Origin of the sequence: Novosphingobium arvoryzae, from assembly GCF_014652615.1 — a bacterium.
Classification (GTDB): domain Bacteria; phylum Pseudomonadota; class Alphaproteobacteria; order Sphingomonadales; family Sphingomonadaceae; genus Novosphingobium; species Novosphingobium arvoryzae.
In genome coordinates, this window is the sequence record NZ_BMZD01000003.1 from 240,404 (window position 1) to 263,722 (window position 23,319).

At 66.5% G+C, this 23,319-nt stretch carries 21 protein-coding genes; 14 read left to right on the plus strand and 7 right to left on the minus strand.

What is annotated here, in order from left to right; genetic code table 11:
* Window positions 1-627 (minus strand): RdgB/HAM1 family non-canonical purine NTP pyrophosphatase, encoded by a 627-nt coding sequence (gene rdgB / locus IE113_RS07705; RefSeq protein WP_189540123.1) that lies wholly within the window; start codon window positions 625-627, stop codon window positions 1-3.
* Between the two features lie 107 nt (window positions 628-734).
* A complete protein-coding gene (gene rph, locus IE113_RS07710) occupies window positions 735-1,451 on the minus strand; it encodes a ribonuclease PH (RefSeq protein WP_189540125.1) in 717 nt (238 codons plus the stop codon).
* Between the two features lie 82 nt (window positions 1,452-1,533).
* Between rph and hrcA the strand changes: the two genes are divergently transcribed.
* Together hrcA and grpE are read left to right on the plus strand one after the other, a co-directional pair.
* Complete coding sequence (gene hrcA / locus IE113_RS07715; RefSeq protein ID WP_189540127.1) at window positions 1,534-2,577, plus strand: heat-inducible transcriptional repressor HrcA; 1,044 nt, start codon at window positions 1,534-1,536, stop codon at window positions 2,575-2,577.
* Between the two features lie 17 nt (window positions 2,578-2,594).
* Entirely contained in the window at window positions 2,595-3,173 is a 579-nt protein-coding gene (gene grpE / locus IE113_RS07720) for a nucleotide exchange factor GrpE (RefSeq protein ID WP_189540129.1), read from the plus strand.
* A 194-nt stretch (window positions 3,174-3,367) separates the two neighbouring features.
* Here the strand turns inward: grpE and IE113_RS07725 are convergent, their stop codons facing one another.
* Together IE113_RS07725 and IE113_RS07730 are read right to left on the minus strand one after the other, a co-directional pair.
* Window positions 3,368-3,868 (minus strand): vgr related protein, encoded by a 501-nt coding sequence (locus tag IE113_RS07725; protein ID WP_229822248.1) that lies wholly within the window; start codon window positions 3,866-3,868, stop codon window positions 3,368-3,370.
* Entirely contained in the window at window positions 3,865-4,398 is a 534-nt protein-coding gene (locus IE113_RS07730) for a copper chaperone PCu(A)C (protein WP_229822194.1), read from the minus strand. Before IE113_RS07730 ends, IE113_RS07725 begins: the two co-directional genes overlap by 4 nt.
* Before the next feature lie 174 nt (window positions 4,399-4,572).
* Here IE113_RS07730 and dnaK point away from each other — a divergent pair, with 174 nt between their 5' ends.
* Window positions 4,573-6,489, plus strand: coding sequence for a molecular chaperone DnaK (gene dnaK / locus IE113_RS07735; protein WP_189540130.1), 1,917 nt, complete (start codon window positions 4,573-4,575; stop codon window positions 6,487-6,489).
* A gap of 67 nt (window positions 6,490-6,556) precedes the next feature.
* Entirely contained in the window at window positions 6,557-7,699 is a 1,143-nt protein-coding gene (dnaJ, locus tag IE113_RS07740) for a molecular chaperone DnaJ (RefSeq protein WP_189540132.1), read from the plus strand.
* A gap of 4 nt (window positions 7,700-7,703) precedes the next feature.
* Here dnaJ and IE113_RS07745 read toward each other — a convergent pair whose 3' ends face one another.
* Window positions 7,704-10,031, minus strand: coding sequence for a patatin-like protein (locus IE113_RS07745; protein ID WP_189540135.1), 2,328 nt, complete (start codon window positions 10,029-10,031; stop codon window positions 7,704-7,706).
* A gap of 3 nt (window positions 10,032-10,034) precedes the next feature.
* The gene (locus IE113_RS07750; RefSeq protein WP_189540136.1) at window positions 10,035-10,400 is read right to left on the minus strand and encodes a hypothetical protein; all 366 of its coding nucleotides are present in this window, start codon (window positions 10,398-10,400) and stop codon (window positions 10,035-10,037) included.
* A 24-nt stretch (window positions 10,401-10,424) separates the two neighbouring features.
* Here IE113_RS07750 and radA point away from each other — a divergent pair, with 24 nt between their 5' ends.
* The 9 genes from radA to rnr all read left to right on the plus strand — a co-directional run bounded on the left by radA (window position 10,425) and on the right by rnr (window position 21,349).
* Window positions 10,425-11,792, plus strand: coding sequence for a DNA repair protein RadA (radA, locus tag IE113_RS07755; protein WP_189540138.1), 1,368 nt, complete (start codon window positions 10,425-10,427; stop codon window positions 11,790-11,792).
* Window positions 11,793-11,802: 10 nt separating this feature from the next.
* Window positions 11,803-12,357 (plus strand): CvpA family protein, encoded by a 555-nt coding sequence (locus IE113_RS07760; protein WP_189540140.1) that lies wholly within the window; start codon window positions 11,803-11,805, stop codon window positions 12,355-12,357.
* Between the two features lie 3 nt (window positions 12,358-12,360).
* Window positions 12,361-12,783 (plus strand): iron-sulfur cluster assembly scaffold protein, encoded by a 423-nt coding sequence (locus IE113_RS07765; protein WP_189540142.1) that lies wholly within the window; start codon window positions 12,361-12,363, stop codon window positions 12,781-12,783.
* Between the two features lie 45 nt (window positions 12,784-12,828).
* Complete coding sequence (locus IE113_RS07770; RefSeq protein WP_189540144.1) at window positions 12,829-14,448, plus strand: MFS transporter; 1,620 nt, start codon at window positions 12,829-12,831, stop codon at window positions 14,446-14,448.
* Window positions 14,438-15,484 carry an alanine racemase gene (gene alr, locus IE113_RS07775; protein ID WP_189540146.1) on the plus strand — a complete coding sequence of 349 codons (1,047 nt, stop codon included), beginning with the start codon at window positions 14,438-14,440 and terminating at the stop codon, window positions 15,482-15,484. The genes IE113_RS07770 and alr overlap by 11 nt, the downstream gene beginning before the upstream one ends.
* Window positions 15,485-15,574: 90 nt before the next feature.
* On the plus strand, window positions 15,575-16,126 hold the full coding sequence (gene phaR / locus IE113_RS07780) for a polyhydroxyalkanoate synthesis repressor PhaR (protein WP_189540148.1): 552 nt from the start codon (window positions 15,575-15,577) through the stop codon (window positions 16,124-16,126).
* A gap of 58 nt (window positions 16,127-16,184) precedes the next feature.
* Window positions 16,185-17,732 carry an aminoacyl--tRNA ligase-related protein gene (locus tag IE113_RS07785; protein WP_189540150.1) on the plus strand — a complete coding sequence of 516 codons (1,548 nt, stop codon included), beginning with the start codon at window positions 16,185-16,187 and terminating at the stop codon, window positions 17,730-17,732.
* Window positions 17,722-19,044, plus strand: a complete 1,323-nt coding sequence (locus IE113_RS07790) for a M28 family peptidase (RefSeq protein WP_229822196.1) — start codon at window positions 17,722-17,724, stop codon at window positions 19,042-19,044. Before IE113_RS07785 ends, IE113_RS07790 begins: the two co-directional genes overlap by 11 nt.
* A gap of 4 nt (window positions 19,045-19,048) precedes the next feature.
* Window positions 19,049-21,349, plus strand: coding sequence for a ribonuclease R (rnr, locus tag IE113_RS07795; RefSeq protein ID WP_229822198.1), 2,301 nt, complete (start codon window positions 19,049-19,051; stop codon window positions 21,347-21,349).
* 123 nt (window positions 21,350-21,472) lie between these two features.
* On the opposite strand, the gene IE113_RS07800 is transcribed toward rnr, so the two are convergent.
* Window positions 21,473-21,925: a universal stress protein gene (locus IE113_RS07800; protein ID WP_189540156.1), complete on the minus strand. Its 453-nt coding sequence runs from the start codon at window positions 21,923-21,925 to the stop codon at window positions 21,473-21,475.
* Window positions 21,926-22,054: 129 nt separating this feature from the next.
* On the opposite strand from IE113_RS07800, the gene IE113_RS07805 reads away from it, so the two are divergent.
* Complete coding sequence (locus IE113_RS07805; protein WP_189540158.1) at window positions 22,055-23,314, plus strand: pyruvate dehydrogenase complex dihydrolipoamide acetyltransferase; 1,260 nt, start codon at window positions 22,055-22,057, stop codon at window positions 23,312-23,314.
* Window positions 23,315-23,319 lie beyond the last annotated feature (5 nt).

Sequence of the window (23,319 nt, forward strand, 5' to 3'; positions counted from 1 at the left end):
TTACCCGCCGAACTGCTCGGCGACCAGCTTGGCAAAGGCATCGGCGCGGTGGCTGATGCGGTGCTTTTCCTCCGGGTCGATCTCGGCAAAGGTCTGCGTCGCCCCCAGCGGCACGAACACCGGGTCATAGCCGAACCCCAGCGCGCCGCGCGGTGGCCAGGTCAGCGTGCCATTGACGCGGCCTTCATAGACCGCGCTGTCCCCGTCCGGCCAGGCAATCGCCAGCACGCAGGCGAAGTAGCCGCTGCGGTCGACGTCCGGGCCTTGCTCGGCCAGCAGGCCCTCGACCTTGCCCATCGCCATGTACCAGTCGCGCCCCGCCGGGCCTTCGAACCACTGCCGCTCCGCCCAGTCCGCGGTATAGACGCCGGGCCGCCCGCCCAGCGCCGCCACGCACAGCCCCGAATCGTCCGCCAGCGCGGGCAGGCCCGATGCCTCTGCCGATGCCCGCGCCTTGATCAGTGCGTTCTCGACGAAGGTCGTGCCGGTTTCCGCCGGTTCGGGCAGCCCCAGCGACCCGGCGGAAATGCATTGCAGCCCATAGGGCGCCAGCAGGGCCCCGATCTCCTTCAGCTTGCCCGCGTTGTGCGTGGCAATCACCAGCGTTTCGGAGCCAAGTCGCCGCATCTGTCACCTGATCCTTCGTCATTGCGAGCGTAGCGAAGCAATCCAGAGCGATTGCGCGTTACGGCTCTGGATTGCTTCGTCGCTGCGCTCCTCGCAATGACGAAAGTTTAGCGCTTAACAGCCTCGCCCTGCGCGGAGAAGATCCGGTCGCAGCCGATGCGGGCCAGACGCAGCAGGCGCAGCAGGCCTTCCTCGTCATAGGTCGCGCCTTCGGCGGTGGCCTGGACTTCGGCAATCTGGCCGCCTTCGATCAGCACGAAGTTGGCATCGGCATCGGCCGAGCTGTCTTCGTCATAGTCCAGATCGAGCACCGGGTTGCCCTTGAAGATGCCGCACGACACGGCGGCGACCTTGCGGGTCAGCGGGTCTTCGGTGATCGCGCCCGCCGCCATCAGCTTGTCCACGGCGATGCGCAGCGCCACCCAAGCGCCGGAAATCGCCGCCGTGCGGGTGCCGCCATCGGCCTGGATCACGTCGCAGTCGAGCGTGATCTGGCGCTCGCCCAGTTTCTTGAGATCGGTCACGGCGCGCAAGGACCGGCCGATCAGGCGCTGGATTTCCTGCGTGCGCCCGCTCTGCTTGCCCTTGGCCGCCTCGCGGCTGCCGCGCGTGTGTGTGGCGCGGGGCAGCATCGAATATTCCGCCGTTACCCAGCCTTCGCCCTTGCCGCGCAGCCAGGGCGGCAGACGCTCTTCCACGCTGGCGGTGCAGATCACCTTGGTATGCCCGAACGACACCAGCACCGACCCTTCGGCGTGCTTGGTGAAGTGGGGTTCAAAGCTGATGGCGCGCATTTCATCAGGCGCGCGGCCGGAAGGTCGCATCGGGTATCCTTTTTCTGTTTCGTGATGCGCGTTAGGCGCATTGGGCTTGAGCCTGCAAGAGCGAGGGTTAAATTGGGCGGCGATGGCCAGTCTTCCGATCACCGAACTCAACGCCCGCGCCCGCGAAATCTTCCGCCTCGCGGTGGAGGGCTACATCGCGTCTGGCCAGCCGGTGGGATCGCGCACTCTGGCGGGTGCGGGAGGCCTGAACCTCTCGCCGGCTTCGATCCGCTCGGTCCTGCATGAACTCGAAGGGCTGGGTCTGCTCGCCGCCCAGCATACCAGTGCGGGGCGGATGCCGACCGAGCTGGGGCTGCGCCTGTTCGTCGACGGGATGATGCAGGTCGCCGAACCGACGGCTGAGGAGCGCGCCGCGATCGAGCGGCAAGTGACCCAGCCCGGTCCGATCGAGGCGGCGCTGGCGGCAACCAGCGCGATCCTGTCGGACCTGTCGGCCTGCGCGGGCGTGGTGATGGTGCCGCGCCGCGACCCGCGCCTCGCGCAATTGCAGCTGGTTCCGCTCGCCCGCGACCGGGCGCTGGCGGTGCTGGTGGGGGCGGACGGCTCGGTCGAGAACCGGGTGGTCGAAGTGCCGCTGGGCATTGCCCCCGGCGCGCTGGAGCAGGCGTCGAACTACATTTCCGCGCATCTTGGCGGGCGCACCCTGACCGAGGCGGTGCAGGCGATTGCCGCCGAAATCGCCTCTGGCCGCAGCGCGCTTGACGCCGCCAGCCGCGATCTGGTGGAGCGCGGGCTGGCGGTGTGGAGCGAGGACGCCGCGCGCCGCCCGGTGCTGATCGTGCGCGGGCAGGCCAACCTGCTGGACGAAACGACCCTGACCGACCTTGAACGGGTGCGGCTGCTGCTGGAGGACCTGGAAAGCAAGCAGTCGGTCGCCGACCTGCTGGATTCCGCCCGCGAGGCGGAGGCAACCCGCATTTTCATCGGCGCGGAGAACCGCCTGTTCGCGCTGTCGGGCAGTTCGGTGATCGCCTCGCCCTATCGCGACCGCGATGGCCGGGTGGTCGGCGTGGTGGGGGTTATCGGCCCGACGCGGTTGAATTATGCGCGCGTAGTCCCCATGGTGGATTTTACCGCCCAGTCGCTGGGCAAGTTGATCGGATAACCGGAACTTTTTTGAACATGAGCGAAGATACCAAACCGCAGGGCGATCCCGCGGTCGAAGCCGAATTGAAGGGTGTGCCGGAAGACATGATCGACCGTGATGAAGCAGGCGCTGGCGATTCGCTGGGCGATGCGCTGGCGCAATTGCGCGGCGATCTGGAAGCGGCGAAGCAGGACGTGCTCTACGCCAAGGCCGAAACGCAGAACGTGCGCCGCCGCCTGGAAAAGGACATTGCCGACGCTCGCGCCTATGCCGCGACCGGCTTTGCCCGCGACATTCTCTCCGTGGCCGACAACCTGTCGCGCGCGCTGGAAGCCATCCCCGCCGAACTGCGCGAAGATGACAAGCTGAAGAGCCTGATTGCCGGGATCGAGGCCACGGGCCGCGAGATCGAGAAGGTGTTCGGCAACCACGGCATCACCCGCATTGCCGCCAAGGGTCTGCCGCTTGACCCCAACCAGCACCAGGCGATGATCGAAATGCCCTCTGCCGACGCGGAACCGGGCACCGTGCTGCAGGAACTGCAGGCCGGCTACATGATCAAGGACCGCCTGCTGCGTCCCGCCATGGTGGCGGTGGCGAAGAAGCCGGATTGATCGGGGGGGGGGGCGAAGCCTCATCAGCAAACCCCTCAAGCCATAAACCGTCCGTCCTGAGCTTGTCGAAGGACTGTCTTTTCTTGGACGCACAGCGTTGCGCCCGCAAGGAAGAACAGTCCTTCGACAAGCTCAGGACGAGCGGGGTTCGGGGCGGGATTGATGGTAACGAGTGAGGGGCAGGTGAAACCCGCTCAGTAATCCGCGCCCGGAAAGTTCACCAGCAGGTCATAGGCGCGGGCGTCCGATATGCCCGCCACGGCGTAGCCGCGCCGCAGCAGGAAGGCATGGCGGACGATCTCCGCCTGTTGCTCGATCCCATAGCGTTCCAGCGGCCAGCCGGGTTTCAGCGTATAGTCATAGCGGCACAGCGGATGGCGGCGCAGCATCAGGTGCCAGCGGCCGCGCGTCTGGGTCTGCCAGACGTGGGTCATTTCGTGGATGAAATGCCCCTGCAGATCGATCCCCGCCGCGCTGAAATCGTCGCAATAGCTGTCGGACGCGGGGTGAAAGTGCAGGTGGCCCATCGGCGCCATCGTCACGTGGCGGGGCTGGAACGGCAGCCAGCGCCGCCGCCGGATCCGCACCGGAGCGGGTTCCAGCGCGGTGCCGAATACCGACCGGACCAGCGCGGCCTCGCCATCGGTCAGCGGGCGTTCGCCCCCGGCCGGGCAATACGCATCCGGTTGGATCAGTGACCGCTCCCGTGGTCCATGCCCTCACCGTGATCCATCCCGGCCATGCCGTCGCCGCCGGTGCGGCTTTCGATCTTGAGCGGGGCGGACAGCTTGTCGCCATCGACAAAGGTCAGCGTCATTTCCGCCATCCCGCCCGCAACCAGCTTGGCGTCCAGATCGAACGCCATCACGTGCAGCGCGCCGGGCTCGAACTTTACCGTACCGCCCGCGGGCACCTCGATCTGCGGAACCGGGCTCATCGTGCCGCCCTTGGTCTCGTGCATTTCCGCCTTGGCCGCGCCGTCGATCGACACGGCGGCGAGCGTGCCCGGCTTGTCGCCGGTGTTGGTCAGCGTGAAGTAGATCCCTGCCGGGTTGCCGCCCACCACCGGCAGGATCAGCCGCCCATCGGTGACCGCCAGCCCCGGCTTGGCTTCGGGAGCGGCCGTCGCGTCGGCGGTTTCGGCGGGCTGCTGCTGGCAGGCCCCCAGCGACAGGGCCGACAGCCCCAGCAGGGCAGGGGCGAGAATCAGGCGGGCACGAACCACTGTTTTCAATCCTTTGCGGCACATTGCGTAACGTCCGCACAGCTAATGCCGCGCTGCCCTTGTGCCAAGCAAAACCGCACCTATATCCGCCCATGTCATAGAGCCGCCAAGGCGCTTCGCCGGGACTGGGAAGCGCATCCGCGGTGTCACACACGACCTAAGGATGGGTAAGAGATGGGTAAAGTTATCGGTATCGACCTTGGCACCACCAACAGCTGCGTTGCTGTTATGGATGGGGGCAAGCCGAAGGTCATTGAAAACTCGGAAGGTGCGCGCACCACGCCGTCGATCGTCGCTTTCACCAAGGATGGTGAGCGCCTGATCGGCCAGCCGGCCAAGCGCCAGGCGGTGACCAACCCCGACAACACGATTTTCGCGGTGAAGCGCCTGATCGGCCGCCGCTTTGACGATCCCATGACCAAGAAGGACATGGAACTCGTCCCCTATACCATTGCCAAGGGCAAGAACGGCGACGCGTGGGTCACGGCGGGCGGCGAAGACTATTCGCCCAGCCAGATTAGCGCCTTCACGCTCCAGAAGATGAAGGAAACGGCGGAAAGCTATCTGGGTGAACCCGTCACCCAGGCGGTCATCACCGTGCCGGCCTACTTCAACGACGCGCAGCGCCAGGCGACCAAGGACGCCGGCCAGATCGCGGGCCTTGAAGTGCTGCGCATCATCAACGAGCCGACCGCGGCGGCGCTGGCCTATGGTCTCGACAAGAACGATGGCAAGACCATCGCCGTGTACGACCTTGGCGGCGGCACGTTCGACATCTCGATCCTCGAAATTGGGGACGGCGTGTTCGAAGTGAAGTCGACCAACGGCGACACCTTCCTGGGCGGTGAGGACTTCGACACGCAGGTCGTCGAATACCTGGCCGAGCAGTTCAAGAAGAAGGAAGGTCTGGACCTTCGCACCGACAAGCTGGCGCTGCAGCGGCTGAAGGAAGCCGCCGAAAAGGCCAAGATCGAACTGTCGAGCGCGCAGACCACCGAAATCAACCTGCCGTTCATCACCGCCCGCATGGAAGGCGGGGCGACCACGCCGCTGCACCTGGTCGAAACGATCACCCGCGCCGATCTGGAGCGCATGGTGGCCGACCTGATCAAGCGCACGATGGCCCCCTGCCAGAAGGCGCTGGCCGACGCTGGCCTCAAGGCTGCGGACATCGATGAAGTGGTGCTGGTCGGCGGGATGACCCGCATGCCCAAGGTGCGCGAAGCCGTGAAGGACTTCTTCGGCAAGGAACCGCACACCGGCGTGAACCCGGACGAAGTCGTGGCGATGGGCGCGGCCATTCAGGCCGGCGTGCTGCAGGGCGACGTCAAGGACGTGCTGCTGCTCGACGTGACCCCGCTGTCGCTGGGCATCGAGACGCTGGGCGGCGTGTTCACCCGCATGATCGACCGCAACACCACGATCCCGACCAAGAAGAGCCAGGTGTTCTCGACCGCCGAGGACAACCAGCAGGCTGTGACGATCCGCGTGTTCCAGGGCGAACGCGAAATGGCCGCGGACAACAAGATCCTCGGCCAGTTCGACCTGGTCGGCATTCCGCCCGCACGGCGCGGTGTGCCGCAGATCGAGGTGACCTTTGACATCGACGCCAACGGCATCGTCAACGTCAGCGCCAAGGACAAGGGCACCGGCAAGGAACAGCAGATCAAGATCCAGGCTTCTGGCGGTCTGTCGGATGCGGACATCGACCAGATGGTCAAGGACGCGGAAAAGTTCGCCGAGGAAGACAAGAAGCGCCGCGAACTGGCCGAGGCGAAGAACAACGCCGACAGCCTGGTCCATGCGACCGAGCGTCAGCTTGAGGAAAATGGCGACAAGATCGATGCCGCGCTGAAGGCCGAGATCGAAGCCGCCATTGCCGAAACCAAGACCGCCATCGAAAGCGGCGATCCGGCTGAAATGACCGCCAAGACCCAGGCCCTGACCGAAAAGGCCATGAAGATGGGGCAGGCGATCTATGAAAAGGAACAGGCCGCTGCGGCCTCGCCCGGCACCGATGGCCCCGCCGCCGATGGCGACGATGTGGTCGATGCCGAGTTCTCGGAAGTCGACGAGAACAACAAGGGCTGATGAGGCGATGAAACAGGCCGCCGCCGTGCCACGCAGCGCGGCGGCGGCCTTGTTTTAAGGGTGGGCCATGTCTCTGGATATCGACTTTTACGAGCTGCTGGAAGTGGAGCGCGGCGCGGACGACGCGAAGATCAAGTCGTCCTATCGCAAGCTGGCAATGCGCTGGCACCCGGACCGCAACCCCGGCGATGCCGAGGCGGAAGCCCGGTTCAAGGCGATCAGCGAAGCCTATGAATGCCTGAAGGACCCGCAGAAGCGCGCGGCCTATGACCGCTACGGGCACGAAGCGTTCAAGAACGGCGGGATGGGCAATCCCGGCGGCGGGGCTGGCGGACACGCGGGCGGCTTTTCCGACATCGGCGACATTTTCGAGACGATCTTCGGCAGCGCCTTTGGCGGCGGTGGCGGGCGGCAACAGGCCCGGCGCGGCGCGGACCTGCGCTATGACCTCGAAATCACGCTGGAAGATGCGTTCCACGGCAAAGCCGCCGAAATCGAGATCGACGTGTCCGCCAAGTGCGAACCGTGCGATGGCTCCGGCGCGGAACCCGGCACCGGCACGCGTCGCTGCAACTTGTGCGGCGGCCACGGCCAGGTCCGGGCGCAGCAGGGCTTCTTCATGGTCGAGCGCACCTGCCCGACCTGCCACGGCCGCGGCGAAGTGATCGAAAAGCCCTGCCGCGCGTGCGGCGGGGAAGGGCGCGTGGACAAGCCGCAGACGCTGGAAGTGACCATCCCACCGGGCGTCGACACCGGCACCCGGATCCGGCTGGCGGGGAAGGGCGAGGCCGGCCCCTTTGGCGCGCCGGCGGGCGACCTTTACATCTTCATCCATATCCGCCGCCACGCCGTGTTCGAGCGGGACGGGACCACGCTGATTACCCGCGTGCCGATCACTTTCACCACGGCCGCGCTGGGCGGCGAGATCGAGATTCCGGGTCTGGACGGCGAACATCACACCATCGCGATCCCGGCGGGAATCCAGTCGGGCAAGCAGCTGCGCAAGCGCGGCGCGGGCATGCCCGTGCTGCAGGCACGCGGGCGCGGCGACATGGTGATGGAAATCATGGTCGAAACCCCCACCAAGCTGACCGCCCGCCAGAAAGAGCTGCTGCGCGAGCTGCAAGCCACCGAAACCGGCGACGAATGCCCTCAGTCCAAGGGCTTTTTCGACCGGATCAAGGAAGCGTGGAACGACCTGACCGATTGACCGGTCAGGTCGCTGCCTTGGCCAGCACTTCGTCCCTGATCCCGGCGACCAGCCCCGGATCGGTCCGCAACCGGCTCTCCTCGGCATCGAGGATCGCCAGGAACGCCTCATGCTTGAACCGGGCAACCTCCGCCGGGTCGAGCAGCTGCCCCGGTGGCAGGGCCGAGGCGATGAGATCGATCATCCGTTCCGCTCCGTGGAGCCGCCCCCAGAGGTAGTCGTTCTCGCGGTAGGCGCGGCTGAAGAACGCGCCGAAATTGTAGAACTCCACCCCGCGCAAGCTGGTCTGCGCGCCGCCTTCGCGGATGGCATTGCAGTCCTCCGGTGAGATCCGGTCGACCTTGGCCGGTTCCAGCTCGCTGCTGCCCAGCCCGCGCAGCAGCGGCAGCGTGACCGTGTCGTAGAAGGGGAAGCCGAGGTAGGTCAGCAGGATGCGCCGCCGCAATTCGCGCGGGAGCGGGGCCATCGCCTCGACCAGCAGCGCATCGACGACGAGGTCGGTCGCGGCCAGCTGGCGGCGGTTGGCCATCGTTTCCAGCACCAGTCCGGGCTGTTCGAGCACCTGACGGGCAATGGCGTGGAAATCACGGCCCAGCGCGCTCGTCGCCTCGCGATCGAAATAGAGCGCCAGCGCGCGATAGACCGCATCACGCGCCGTTTCGCGCGCGCCGGGGGCGCTGGCCTCGATGTCCTCCCAGTCTTCCGACAGCCGCCGCGCCAGCAACCGCAGGCGGCGGATCCGGTAGCGCAAGTCGTGGTCGCGGAAAAAGTCGATGGCCTGGGGCGAGGCGCCGCGCGACAGGGCGGAAATCCGATCGAGCCCCTGCGCGGCCAGATGTGCCGCCAGCCGCTCCGCAATGGGCGCTGCCCCCTGCGGATGGAGTTCGGGCACGGCCGCGTGGATATCTTCCGCCAGCGCGTCGACGATCCCGGTGAACTTGACCTGGCCATAGGCATGGTAGGCAAACCCGGCCCGCTCCGCCGCGGCCTGCTGCGCCTTGGCCCGCCACGCGCCGAGGCGCTTCACGGTTGGCCGGTCAAGGAACAGCGTGCGCCCGAACAGGCGTTCGACCGCTTCCTCCACTTCGGGGCGCAAGGCATCGATCATCTGGCGCAGCGCGATCAGCTCGCGTGAGCGGCGCTCGATCTCCTCCAGATTGTCCCGCACCGGCTGTTCGCGCGGGATCGACGAGAGCGAGCCGAAGATCACCGGGAAAAATCCCGGCGGGCGCGGATCGCCCCGGCGCAGGCCGCCCACCCGGTCTGGCCGGGGGTCGATGTAGACGAAGCGGCGGTCCACCTCGCGCTGCGCGGGCCGGTCGCGCAGCACCTGCATGGCCTCGGCAAAGGGGGCGTTGACCAGCACCGACCCGTCGATCAGCGCAACCTGCTCGGCCGTGCCGCTGTGGCTGTGCTCCGGCATGATGCGCTCGACAAAGGCGGTGCGGCTCGGCCAGGCCTGCCCGCGTTCCTGCGCGAGGGCGTCGATCTCGGCCAGTTGCAGCGCCGGAAAGGCACCGGGAAAACTGGCCGTGGCGCGTGCGGCGAAGACCAGTTCAAGCGGCGCGGCCAGCTTGCCGCCGGGGGCTGCGGGCGTATCTGCCCGAAACCCGATCGACAGGCGGTGCTCGCTCTCCTCGGCCACGGCGGGGCTGTGCAGTCGCAGCTTTTGCAGCCGCCCGCGAAAATCGGTGGCGGTGACGAACAGGTCGAGCGGATGGCCCGGCGGCAGCAGCGGCGCGCTGGCCTGACTGGCGGCCATCGCTTCCAGCGCTTCCGCCAGCAGGCGCGAGAAGCCCAGCCCCCCGAACGGCGGTTCAAACCAGCGCGAGCGGATCAGGCGCGACAGTTTCGCGCGCACTTCGCCGCGCGTTTCCGGCGCGACGCTGGATGACACCGCGTTGCCGGGGCGCTTCAGCATCCAGTAGACCAGCGGCATCGCCCAGAACTTGGTTATGCGGGAAAGGGGCCGCGCATCGGGATCGGTCAGCACGTCGACATCGGCGCGTTCCAGCCAAAGGTCGGTCAAAGGCTCCAGCGACTGGCCGGAATGGATCGCCTGCGCCAGGAAGACCCCGTTGATCCCGCCCGCGCTGGCCCCGGCGATGATGTCCGGCAGCACCCGCAGGCGCAGGCCGTGGTGGCGCTCGATGGTGTGGAGCAGCTTGCAATAGACCGCCTCGGTATCGCCCTCGGCCGGCGGGGTATCGTCATGCAGCGCGCGGCTGGCGCGGGCCAGTTTCCACAGCTCCTTGGTGACGCCGTGCATGTAGACGGCGAGGCTGACCCCGCCGTAGCACACCAGAGCGATGCGAAGTTCCTTCTGCCGCATGGATCAGGCCGTAAACTCATCAACGGCACCATCGAGGCGGCGGAATGGCAAACAGATCGGGCGAAGCCGCACGCCGGAAAGGCTGGCTGCCTTTTCAAGGGCGGGTTTGTTCGAGATGGAAGCCATTCCGCCGTCCCGAAGGGATTTGGCCAAAATGGCCCATTGCTGCGTCAGGAAAGCTCGAAATATCGACATATTCCCCACGCTTTCCTTCCTTGCACTGAGCCATTTTGACTCAAACCACGATGGTGCCGTTGATGAGTTTACGGCCTTAACTTGTGGCAGATAATGATGAACGGCGCCAATCCATCCCTTGCGGGAAAATGCGCGGCTGATGGCAAAAGTGTCGGCGAGGCGCTTGCGTTCCACTTTCGTTCCATTTATCGACCAGCCATGGCCAAGCCGAAACGCCGATATGTCTGCGCCGCCTGCGGCAGTGAAACCCACCGCTGGCAGGGGCAATGCCCCGACTGCGGTGAATGGAACTCGCTGACGGAAGAAGCCCCGCAGACGGTGTTCTCGCAAAAGCATGACCTGTCCTCCGGCGGGCGCGCGATCCGGTTCGAACCGCTCGACGCGCCGGGCGAGATGCCGGTGCGGCGTACCACCGGGTTGCCGGAATTCGACCGGGCGCTGGGCGGCGGCCTTGTCCCCGGATCGGCGATCCTGATGGGCGGGGAACCGGGCATCGGCAAATCGACCCTGCTGCTGCAAGCCACGGCGAAGATTGCCATGAGCGGCGGCGCGGCGGTCTATATCAGCGGGGAAGAAGCCGCCGGGCAGGTGCGCTTGCGGGCTGAGCGGCTGGGGCTGGCAAAAGCGCCGATCCAGCTGGCGGCGGCAACCTCGGTCCGCGATATCCTGACCACGCTGGGCCAGATGGAGCCGCCCGCGCTGCTGATTATCGATTCGATCCAGACGATGCATTCCGACCAGATCGAAGGCGCTCCCGGCACGGTCAGCCAGGTGCGCGGCTGCGCGTTCGAACTGATCCGCTATGCCAAGGAAAACGGCGTCGCGCTGGTGCTGGTCGGCCATGTCACCAAGGACGGCAACATTGCCGGGCCGCGCGTGCTGGAACACATGGTCGACGTGGTGATGAGCTTCGAGGGCGAACGCAGCCACCAGTACCGCATCCTGCGCAGCCTGAAGAACCGGTTCGGTCCGGTCGATGAAATCGGCGTTTTCGCGATGGAGGGGCAGGGGCTGACCGAAGTGGGCAACCCTTCGCTCCTGTTCCTGTCCGGCCGCGAGAACCCGGTTGCGGGCAGCGCGGTGTTCCCGGCGATGGAAGGGACGCGGCCGGTGCTGGTCGAAATCCAGGCGCTGATCGTACGCCTGGCCAGCGGCGCCACCCCGCGCCGCGCGGTGGTGGGCTGGGACAACGGCCGCATGGCGATGCTGCTGGCCGTGCTGGAAGCGCGCTGCGGCCTCAGCTTTTCCAGCGCGGAAGTGTACCTCAACGTTGCGGGCGGTTACCGGCTGGCCGATCCGGCAGCAGACCTTGCGGTGGCCGCGGCGCTGATTTCCGCGCTGGCGGACAAGCCGCTGCCCGCCGATGCGGTGTGGTATGGCGAAGTTTCGCTGGCGGGAGAGATCCGCCCGGTCGCGCACTCCTCCATCCGCCTGCGCGAATCCGCCAAGCTGGGCTTTGCCCAGGCGTTCGGCCCCGGCGATGCGCCTGAACGGACCGATGGTGCGCGCTACAAGGGCCTGTCAGTCCTGCCAAATCTCGTTGACCGGATCATGGGCGGAACCTAGATTCGCGGGCATGACGGGTTTTGACATCGCCGTGCTGGTCCTGATCGGGATGGGCGCAATCACCGGGTTCCTGCGCGGCTTCGTGCAGGAAGTGCTGGCGCTGGCCGCGTGGGTCGTCTCGATGGTGGCGATCCGCAACCTGCACACCCCACTGGCGGAAGCCCTGATCCCCCATGTCGGCACCGAATCCGGCGCGGCGGTGCTGGCTTTCGCGCTGCTGCTGCTGGTGCCTTTCGCCATCTTCAAGCTGCTCGCCACCCGCATGGGCGAGGCGAGCCGCAATTCCGTGCTGGGTCCGATTGACCGGCTGATCGGGTTCGGGTTCGGCGCGATCAAGGGCGCGCTGATTACCGTGGTGGGCTTTTCGGTGCTGGTGCTGGGCTATGACACGGTCTGGGGGCCGGGCGGCCGGCCCGACTGGATCAAGCTGTCGCGCAGCTACCCCTTCGTCAACGCGGCCAGCGAGGAGCTGGTCCAGATGATCGCCGAGCGCCGCAAGGCCGCGGCCGAGGAAGAAGCCCGCCAGCTGAAGGAAGACGAGGCCCGCGCGGCCCGCAAGGATTGAGCTATGGCATCGGCTGCGCGGCTCTATTCGCCAGAAGTGCTGGCGCTTGCCACCAGTCTGGCAAACTGGCCGCTGACGGCCGACCTGCCGCTGACCGGCAGTGCCCGTTCCCCGGCTTGCGGCAGCACGCTGACGGTCGCTCTGGCGCTTGACGATCACGGTCGCGTGGCCCGCATCGGCCTGAAAGCGCAGGCCTGCGCCATCGGACAGGCCGCCGCGGCCATCTTCGCCAGCCATGCCGCCGGGGCGGACCGCGCCGCCATCACCCGAACGCTGGCCGCGCTCGAAGGCTGGCTCACCGCCAGCGGTCCACAGCCGGACTGGCCCGGACTGGACGCGATTGCCCCGGCGCGCGATTTCCCCGGTCGGCACGGCGCGATGCTGCTGCCGTGGCGCGCCGCGCTGGAGGCGCTTCCCACGGCCTGAAACCCTCGCTAGAGCAGGGGCAAAGCGAACTTATCGGGGGAATCCATGGCCGAACCGGCGCAGCACGTCGAACCAACCGCATCGGACATGCGGCTGGTCATTACCGCCTCGTCGATGGGGACGGTGTTCGAATGGTATGATTTCTTCATCTACGGCACGCTCGGGGCGATCCTGTCGAAGACCTTCTTCCCGACCGGCAACGCCACGCTGGAAATGCTGCTGTTCTGGCTGGTCTTCGCGGTCGGGTTCGGCTTCCGCCCGCTGGGCGCCGTGCTGTTCGGCTATCTGGGCGACAAGCTGGGCCGCAAGTATACCTTCCTCGTCACGGTGACCCTGATGGGCATCGCCACGGCGGGCGTCGGGCTGGTCCCCTCGGCCGATACCATCGGTTACTGGGCGCCCGCGATCATCATTATCCTGCGGATCCTGCAGGGGCTGGCGCTGGGCGGCGAATATGGCGGCGCGGCGATTTACGTGGCGGAACACGCCCCGTTTGAAAAGCGCGGCTATTTCACCAGCTACATCCAGGCCAGCGTGGTGGGCGGGTTCGTGCTCAGCCTGGTCGTGGTGCTGGGCTGCAAGGCGGCGATGAGCCCGGAAACCTGGAGCGAATGGGGCTGGCGCGTGCCGTTCCTGCTCAGCCTCGCGCTGCTGGCCATTTCGCTGTGGATGCGCTTCAAGTTGTCGGAAAGCCCGGTGTTCCAGGCGATGAAGGAAGAGGGCGAGATCGCCGGCAATCCCTTCGTCGAAAGCTTCACCTATCCCGGCAACAAGAAGCGCATCTTCATTGCCCTGTTCGGCATCGCCGCGGGCCTGACCGTGATCTGGTACACCGCGATGTTCAGCGGGCTGTCGTTCCTGAAATCGGCCATGCACGTGGAGGATACCACGGCTGAAATCATCGTCGGCATTTCCGCCATGCTCGGGATGCTGTTCTACCTCTATTTCGGGCACCTGTCGGACAAGGTCGGGCGCAAGAAGCCGATCGTGATCGGTTACGCGCTGACCTTGCTGCTGCTTTTCCCGACCTATTGGTTCATGGGCTATGCCGCCAAGAACCCGGCGCAAAGCGCGGCGATCGAGTGGACGCTGCGCGGACCGGATTGCGATTACAATCCGTTCGCCACGGTGCAGGAAACCAACTGCGGCAAGCTGATGGGCGACTTCGCTGGCGCGGGGGCAACCTACACGCTGGAGCAGGGTGCCGCGCTCGAACTCGTGACGGCCGAGGGCAAGGCCTATCCGCTCGATAATCTGGACTGGGCCGACGCCAAGGTGCGCAAGGCGCAGATCGAGGAACTGGTCGGCAGCACGGTGTTCAACTTTGAAAAGCACAAGCCCTCGTTCACCCAGTCGGCCCTGATAGTCGCCGCGCTCATGGTGCTGATGGCGCTGTCCGCCGCAACCTATGGCCCCGTTGCCGCGCTGCTCGCGGAGATGTTCCCGCCGCGCGTGCGCTATAGCTCGATGTCGATCCCCTATCACATCGGCACCGGCTATTTCGGCGGGTTCCTGCCGTTCATCGCCAGCTACATCGTCGCGCGCACCGGCGATCCCTATTCGGGGTTGTGGTACACCTGGGCGGTCGTGCTGATGGCGCTGGTGGTGGCGATGTGGGGCCTGAAGGGCGGATTGCCGCGCGACTATGCCGACGATGCGGCCTGACGCACCCACGTCACCCCTGCGCCTCTCGATCGATGCGTCTGCCCTGACCGCCAACTGGCGCGCGCTGGACCGGTTGTCCGGTCCGGCGCGGGCCGGAGCGGCGGTGAAGGCGAACGCCTATGGCGTCGGCGCGGCGCAGGTCGCGCCCGTGCTGCGCGCGGCGGGCTGCGATGATTTCTTCGTCGCGCACTGGTCCGAAGTTCCCGAGCTGCTGGACCATGTCCCCGCCAGCCGGATCGCCGTGCTGCACGGCCCGCTGACTGCAGCAGATGCAGCATGGGCCCGCGCGGCGGGTGTGCGCCCGGTGATCAACTCGCTGCATCAGGCCCGTCTCTGGCAGGAAGCGGGGGGCGGGGCGTGTGACCTGATGGTCGATACCGGGATCAACCGGCTGGGCGTCAGCCTGGCCGATCTGTCGGATCCACTGCTTGCCGCGCTCGACATCGACGTGCTGCATTCGCACCTCGCCGCGTCGGAGGAACCCGACAATCCGCTGAACGCGTCTCAACTGGAACGCTGGCAGGCCGCGCGGGCGGTGGTCCGCCACCGCCGCGCCGCCCTCGCCAACAGCGCGGGCATTGCGCTGGGCGGGGCCTTTCTGGGGGACCTGACCCGGCCCGGCCTCGCGCTCTATGGCGGGGTTCCCTGTGCCGCGCTGGCCGGGGAAATCCGCCAGGTGGTCTGCCCGCAGGCCGCGATCATGCAGGTGCGCCAACTGCAGGCGGGGGACAGCGTCGGCTATAACGCCACCTTTACCGCAACATCGCCGATGCGGGTGGGGGTGGTCAGCATCGGTTACGCCGACGGCTATCTGCGGTGCTGGTCGGGCAAAGGGCTGATGCGCGCGGGCGGCGCGGACCTGCCAGTGCTGGGGCGGGTCTCGATGGACATGACCGTGGTGGACCTCGGCGGTGCCCCGGACTTGCGCGAAGGCGATTGGCTGGACGTGGCCTATGCCCTGCCAGAAGCCTCCGAACGCAGCGGGCTTTCGCAATACGAGCTACTCACCCTGCTGGGCCGCCGCTTCGCCCGCTGATCGCGGGGAATGCCCATCATCCAAAGCTTATGTTGCAATGCCGTTGCTGCAAGTGCTAACGTGCACAAAATTAGGCCTAGGGGATCAGGCATGAGCGAGGCTAAGGGCGAAACCGTCGTCATCAAGAAATACGCCAACCGGCGGCTCTATAACACCCAGTCGTCCAGCTATATCACGCTAGACCATCTGGCGAAGATGACCCGCGACGGCGTCGATTTCAAAGTCGTCGATGCCAAGAGCGGCACCGATATCACGCACCAGATCCTGACCCAGATCATCATGGACGAGGAAAGCGCCAGCGGCGAACAGATGCTGCCGGTGAATTTCCTGCGCCAACTGATCTCGATGTACGGCAATTCGATGCAGGGACTGGTCCCGCATTACCTCGAAGCGTCGATGGAAAACTTCCGCTCGAATCAGTCCAAGCTGCGCCAGGCGTTCGAGGACAGCCTGGGCAACAACCCGCTGGCCAAGCTGGCCCAGCAGAACATCGCGATGTTCAAGGCGGCCGCCACGGCCTTTATGCCCGCACTGGGCGATGACAAGCCCAGCAGCCACGACAAGGAGCAGGACGACGAGATCGCCGCCCTGCGCGCGCAGATGGCGGAAATGCAAAAGCAGCTCGACAAGCTGGGGAAGTAAGCGCGGGCCTGCGCCATAGCGTTTGAACCCGGCGTCATGTCCCGCTAACAGCGCGGACATGACTCAAGCCAAAATTCGCCACGCCCTGTCCGTCACCCGCGAAGCCGATTTCGCCGCCTGGTATCAGGAAGTCATCGCAGAAGCCGAAATGGCCGAGGAATCGGGCGTTCGCGGCTGCATGGTGATCAAGCCGTGGGGCTATGGCATCTGGGAACGCATCCAGCACCTGATGGACGCCCGGATCAAGGCGGCCGGCGTGCAGAACTGCTATTTCCCGCTGTTCATCCCGCTGTCCTACTTCGCCAAGGAGGCCGAGCATGTTGACGGCTTTGCCAAGGAAATGGCCGTCGTCACCCATCACCGCCTGATCCAGGACGGGAAGGGCGGGCTGGTGCCCGATCCCGAGGCCAAGCTGGAAGAGCCGCTGATCGTGCGCCCGACCTCCGAAACGGTGATCGGCCAGGCGATGAGCCGGTGGGTCCAGTCGTGGCGCGACCTGCCGCTGCTGACCAACCAGTGGGCGAACGTCGTGCGCTGGGAAATGCGCACCCGGATGTTCCTGCGCACCAGCGAATTCCTCTGGCAGGAAGGCCACACCGCGCACGCCGACCGCGCCGACGCCATGGCTGAAACGCTGCGCGCGCTGGAAATGTACCGCGATCATGCCGAAAGCGATCTGGCGATGCCGGTGATCGCGGGCGAAAAGCCTGAGAATGAACGCTTCCCCGGCGCGGTCGCGACCTATTCGATCGAGGCGATGATGCAGGATGGCAAGGCGTTGCAGGCTGGCACCTCACACTACCTCGGCACCGGTTTCGCCGAGGCGGCAGGCATCAAGTACCAGGACCGCGAAGGCGGCCAGCAGCTGTGCCACACCACCAGCTGGGGCGTCTCGACCCGCCTGATCGGCGGCGTCATCATGACCCACGGCGACGATGACGGCCTGCGCGTGCCGCCGCGCATCGCGCCGCAGCAGATCGTGATCCTGCCGATGCTGCGCGATGATGACGGCGACGAAGCCCTGCTGGCCTATTGCGAGGAACTGCGTGCAGCCCTTGCCAGCCAGTGGGCGCTGGGCGAGCCGGTCCGCGTGCTGCTCGACAAGCGCGCCGGCAAGGCCACGCAAAAGCGCTGGGGCTGGGTCAAGAAGGGCGTGCCGCTGATCCTTGAAATCGGCGGGCGCGATGCCGCTGGCGGGCAGGTTTCCGTGGTCCGACGCGACCGCCTGTGGCGCGAGGACGGCAAGGTCAACTTCGTCGCCCAGTCGCGCGAGGAGTTCCTCGCCGCCGCCGTGGGTGAACTGGAATCCGTCCAGGCCTCGCTCCATGCCGAAGCGACCGCGCGGCGCGATGCGCAGATCCATCGCGGGGTGACCGACCTTGCCGGGCTGGAAGCATTCTTTGCCGAAGACAAGCGCTATCCGGGCTGGGTCGAGCTTGGCTGGTCGCGCCCGACCGGGGCCGCGCTCGACGCCGTGGTCGCCACGCTGAAGGCCTTGAAGCTGACCATCCGCAACACGCCGATGAACGCCGAGCCGGTTTCCGGCACCTGCCCGTTCACCGGGGAGCCCGCCGTGGAGCGCATCTATGTCGCCCGTGCGTACTAAATTTGCCGCGCTGCTGGCGCTCTCGCTCGCCAGCCCGCTGGCTGCCGCTGCGCCGGAAGTATCCGAAGCGCGGCTGCGTGCCGACGTGGAGCGGCTCGTGTCGTTCGGCACCCGCCACACGATGTCCGTGCAGGACGATCCCAAGCGCGGGATCGGTGCCGCCCGGCGCTGGGCTGAAGCGGAATTTCGCAAGGCGTCAACGGCCTGTGGCAATTGCCTCGAAATCGCCTTGCCTGAGCGCATGGTCACGGCCGAGCGCGTCCCCGTGCCGACCCGCCTCGTCAATGTCGTCGCGATCCAGCGCGGCACCGAGCGTCCCAGCGAGGTCGTGATCATCCAGGCGCATATCGACAGCCGCGCCTCCGATGTGATGAACGCCACCATCGATGCCCCCGGTGCGAACGACGATGCCTCCGGCACGACGCTCGTCTTGGAAGCCGCGCGCGTGCTGTCGCAGCGCACGTTCCCGACCACCGTAGTCTATGCCGCGCTTTCGGGCGAGGAGCAGGGCCTGCTTGGCGGACGGCTGCTGGCGGATTACGCCAAGGAACAGGGCTGGACGGTCAAGGCCGTGCTCAACAACGACATCGTCGGCAATTCGCGCGGGTCGGACGGACTAATCGACGATGGCAACGTGCGCGTGTTCTCCGAAGGCCCGCGCGCCGATGGCGATGACCGCCTGCGCGCGCAGGCCCGCCGGTTTGGCGGTGAAAACGACAGCCCTAGCCGCAATCTTTCGCGCTATATCAATGATGTGGCCAGCACTGTTCCGACCGGTCTGAATGTCCGGCAGGTCTGGCGCGCGGACCGGATGGGCCGGGGCGGGGACCAGTTGCCGTTCCAGGAAGCGGGCGTTCCGGCGATCCGCTTCTCGGTTGCAGTCGAAGATTACGACCACCAGCATCAGGATCTGCGGACGGAGAACGGCACGGTCTATGGCGACACTATCGACGAGATGGACTTTCCCTATCTCGCCCGCGTCACGCGCCTGAACATCGCGGTGGCGGACCGCCTGGCGCGCGCGCCGCTGCCACCCGTGACCTCGGCCGAAGCTGCCGTGCAGACTTTCACCACGGTCAAGTGGCAGCCTGCCGCCGGTGCGGTTGCCTACCGCGTGTGGCGCCGCCGCACCGATGTGCGCGACTGGGGCGAACCGGTGCGGATCGACGATCCGGCCGCCACCTCGCTGAAGCTGGATGGCGTGCGCGGGGATGACTGGCTGTTCGGGGTCAGCGCGATTGGCGCAGACGGCACTGAGAGCCCGGTTTCTTCCGCCGTTCCGGGCGGCGCCTTCCTGCCGCGTGCGGGCTGAGCGGGTGGCCAGTTTCAAATCCTCAAAGGGCGCCAACACTCCCAAGGGAAAGCTCCCGCAAGGTCTGCCATCTCGCCAGCAGGTACTTGATTTCATATCAAATTCCGCCGAACCGGCCGGCAAGCGCGAGATTGCCAAGGCGTTCGGGTTGAAGGGGCAGGAGAAGATCCAGCTCAAGGCGTTGCTGCGCGACATGGCCGATGAAGGCCTGATCGACGGCAACCGCACCGCCTTCCACCGCATGGGCGGCGTGCCCAAGGTGACGGTGCTGCGCGTGGTCGACATCGACGAGGGCGAGGCCGTTGCCGTGCCCGACAACTGGCAGCCCGATGATGCCACGCCGCCGCCGCGCGTCCGCCTGATCGAACGGGTGCGCGGGCAGAAGCCGCGCGGCAGCGCCGCCGTGAAGAAGGGCGACCGCGTGCTCGCCCGGACCGAAGAAACCGCCACCGGCTGGATCGCCTTTCCGATCAAGGTGCTGCCCGCGATGGCCGATCAGGTCATGGGCGTGGTGGAGATCGATGGCACCGGCAAGGGCTGGCTTGCCCCGGTCGACAAGCGCGAACGCCATGCCGCGCCCATCGCCGACCTCGGCGGGGCCGAAGCCGGGCAGCTCGTGCTGGCAGAGCCTGCCGGGCGCAGCCCGCGCGCGGGTGTGAAAGTCACCGCGATCCTGGGCGATCCGCTGGCACCCAAGGCGTTCAGCCTGATCGCTATCCACAAGCACGGCATTCCCAACGTGTTTTCCGGCGAGGTGCTGGAGGAAGCCCAGCTTTCCGCGAAACTGCCGCTCAGCGAGGAGCGGCGCGAGGACTTGCGGCATTTGCCCATCGTCGCGATCGATCCCAGCGACGCGCGCGACCATGACGATGCGATCTGGGCCGAGCCGGACGGTGCGGGCGGTTTCCGCGCATTGATCGCGATTGCCGACGTCAGCTTCTATGTCCGCCCCGGCAGCGCGCTCGACCGCGAAGCGCGCAAGCGCGGCAATTCGGTCTATTTCCCGGACCGGGTGGTGCCGATGCTGCCCGAAGTGCTGAGCGCCGATGTCTGCTCGCTGCGCGCGGGCGAAGACCGGGCGGCGATGGCCTGTCATCTCGCCTTTGATGCCACGGGCAAAGTGACGTCATGGCGTTTCACCCGTGCGATTGTCCGCATTTCCGAAGTGATCGCCTATGAGGAAGCCCAGCGGCGGATCGACGAGGGCGAGGCGGCGGACAATCTGACGCACCTGTGGGCCGCATGGCGTGCGCTGGAGGAGGCGCGCAAAGCGCGGGAACCGCTCGACCTCGATCTGCCGGAACGCCGTGTGGTGCTGGACGAGCAGGGCAAGATCACCCAGATCGCCCTGCGCGAACGGCTCGACGCACACCGCGTGGTTGAAGACTTCATGATCGCGGCCAACGTCGCGGCGGCGAAGGCGCTGGAAAGCAAGGTCGCCCCGGTGGTCTATCGCATCCACGAAACCCCCAACCGGGAAAAGCTGGTCGCGCTGAAAGACTATCTCGCCACGTTTGACCGCAAGCTGGCGCTGGGTCAGGTCATAACTCCAAGCATTTTCAACCGCTTCATCAAGGATATTGCAGACGAATCTGAAAAAGCGCTGATCATGGAGGCGGTGCTGCGCAGCCAGACCCAGGCCTATTACGGGCCGCGCAATGCAGGCCATTTCGGGCTGGCGCTGGGCAGCTATGCGCACTTCACCTCGCCGATCCGCCGCTATGCCGACTTGCTGGTGCACCGCGCGCTGGTGGATGCGTTGCATCTGGAGCAACCCGCACCCAGGGACGATCTGCCGCCGTCGTCTGGCCTGTCCGACCGCGACCGAGCGGATCTCGGCCGGGTGAGCGAGGCGATCAGCGCCGCCGAACGCCGCGCCATGGAGGCCGAGCGCGAGACGATCGACCGCTACGTCGCGGCCTGGCTGGCCAGCCGGGTGGGCGAGGTGTTCGACACGCGCGTGTCGGGCGTCCAGAAATTCGGGCTGTTCGCCACGATCATCGGGCTGGGCGGGGATGGCCTCGTGCCGATCTCCACCCTGGGAGACGAGCGGTTCTCATACGATGAGAAGGCGCAAGTGCTGGTCGGTGACAGCAGCGGCACCCGCTATGCCATGGGCGATATCCTGCGGCTGCGGCTGGCGGAAGCCAACCCGCTGACCGGCGCGCTGAAGTTCGAGCCGGAGGACAGCCACGCCATCGAACCGCGCGGTCGCAGCCCGTTACCGCTCAAGCCGCGCGGCAAGCATCTGGTCGGAAAGCGCGGACGGCCGGGCAATATCCGCCATCAGGGCAAGCGGCGCTAGAGCACTTTCGGACCAATCCGGGTTACCGGGACGGTGCCGATTTTGGCCCGGCGCAACGCTTCTTGCCGAAAACCTTCCTGACGCAATCACGGGGACCCGGATTGGTCGGAAAGTGCTCTAGGCTCAGCAGAGTCGTTCGAGGTCGGCCTCGCCGATGTTGCCGGGAATTATGTAGAGCGGGCAGGGCAGCTGTCCGGCCGTGCCGGTAAAATGCTGCACCAGCGGGCCGGGGCCGCCACTGGCCGCCGCGCCCAGCACGAGTGCGGAGACTTCTGGGTGCTCGGTCAGGTATTCGCGGATCACCTGCACGCCGTCTCCCTGCCGCACCGCAATCGCGGGCGGATTGGGCGCATCGCCCATCAGGCTCCCGGCGGCCGAAGTCACCAGCGCTTCCGCGCGGGCGCGGGCTTCTTCCTCGATGGTGGCCTGCACGCCGCTGAATGCAACGAACGGCTGGCGCGGGATGAGCGCGAGGAGATGCACCGTTCCGCCCGTGCGAGCGGCCCGGCGCGCGGCAAAGCGCAAGGCCACGCTCGCCTCGTCGGTTTCATCCATGATGACCAGATAGACGCGCATTCAGCCTCCCCTTGGGATTGACATATCCGATACAAACGTATTCGGCGCAAGCACCTTGCCCTGAGCGACCATTTTGGCCAGAGACGTAGCGTCAAACGCGCCCCCTCAAGAGGACCGGAACGAAAATCCATGCCGATCGAAATCAAGATGCCCGCGCTGTCGCCGACCATGGAAGAAGGCACCCTGGCCAAATGGCTGGTCAAGGTGGGTGACAAGGTGTCGTCCGGTGACATCATGGCCGAGATCGAGACGGACAAGGCGACGATGGAATTCGAAGCCGTGGACGAGGGCGTGATCGCCTCCATCGCGGTGGCCGAAGGGACCGAGGGCGTGAAAGTCGGCACCGTGATTGCCACGCTGGCCGGGGATGGCGAAGGTGCCAGCCCCGCGCCCGCCGCCAAGCCCGCTGCTGCGGCATCGGCGCCGGCGCCGGTGGTTGCCGCCGCGCCTGCGCCGGCAGCCGCTCCGGTTGCCGCGCCCGTCAAGGCGAGCGGGGACCGCGTGGTCGCTTCGCCGCTGGCCAAGCGGATTGCCGCCACCAAGGGCGTTGACCTGGCGGGCATGAAGGGCAGCGGCCCCGGCGGACGGATCGTCAAGGCCGACGTCGAAGCCGCCACGCCCGGTGCAGCGCCCGCACCGGCGACTGCCACACCTGCCAGCACTGCGCCGGCTGCGGCCGCCCCGACCCCGGACTTCGGCATTCCGTTCGAGGCGGAAAAGCTCAACAACGTGCGCAAGACCATCGCGCGCCGTCTGACCGAAGCCAAGCAGACCATCCCGCACATCTACCTGACCGTCGACGTGCGGCTCGACGCGCTGCTGAAGCTGCGCGGCGAGTTGAACAGGGCGCTGGAAGTGCAGGGTGTGAAGCTTTCGGTAAATGACCTACTTATCAAGGCCTTGGCAAAAGCACTTGAAGTCGTTCCGAAGTGCAATGTCAGCTTTGCCGGCGACGAACTGCGCAAGTTCAGCCGCAGCGACATCTCGGTCGCGGTGGCTGCGCCGTCGGGCCTGATCACGCCGATCATCGTCGATGCCGGGGCCAAGACCGTCTCGCAGATTTCGAAGGAAATGAAGGTGCTGGCCGACAAGGCCCGCGAAGGCAAGCTGATGCCGCACGAATATCAGGGCGGCACGGCCAGCCTGTCCAATCTGGGGATGTTCGGGATCAAGCAGTTCGACGCTGTCATCAACCCGCCGCAGGCGATGATCCTGGCGGTCGGTGCGGGCGAGCAGCGGCCTTACGTGGTCGATGGCGCGCTGGCGGTGGCCACGGTGATGTCGGTCACCGGCAGCTTCGATCACCGCGCAATCGACGGGGCGGACGGGGCGCAGCTGATGCAGGCGTTCAAGACCCTGGTCGAGCAGCCGCTCGCGCTGGTCGCCTGATCCGC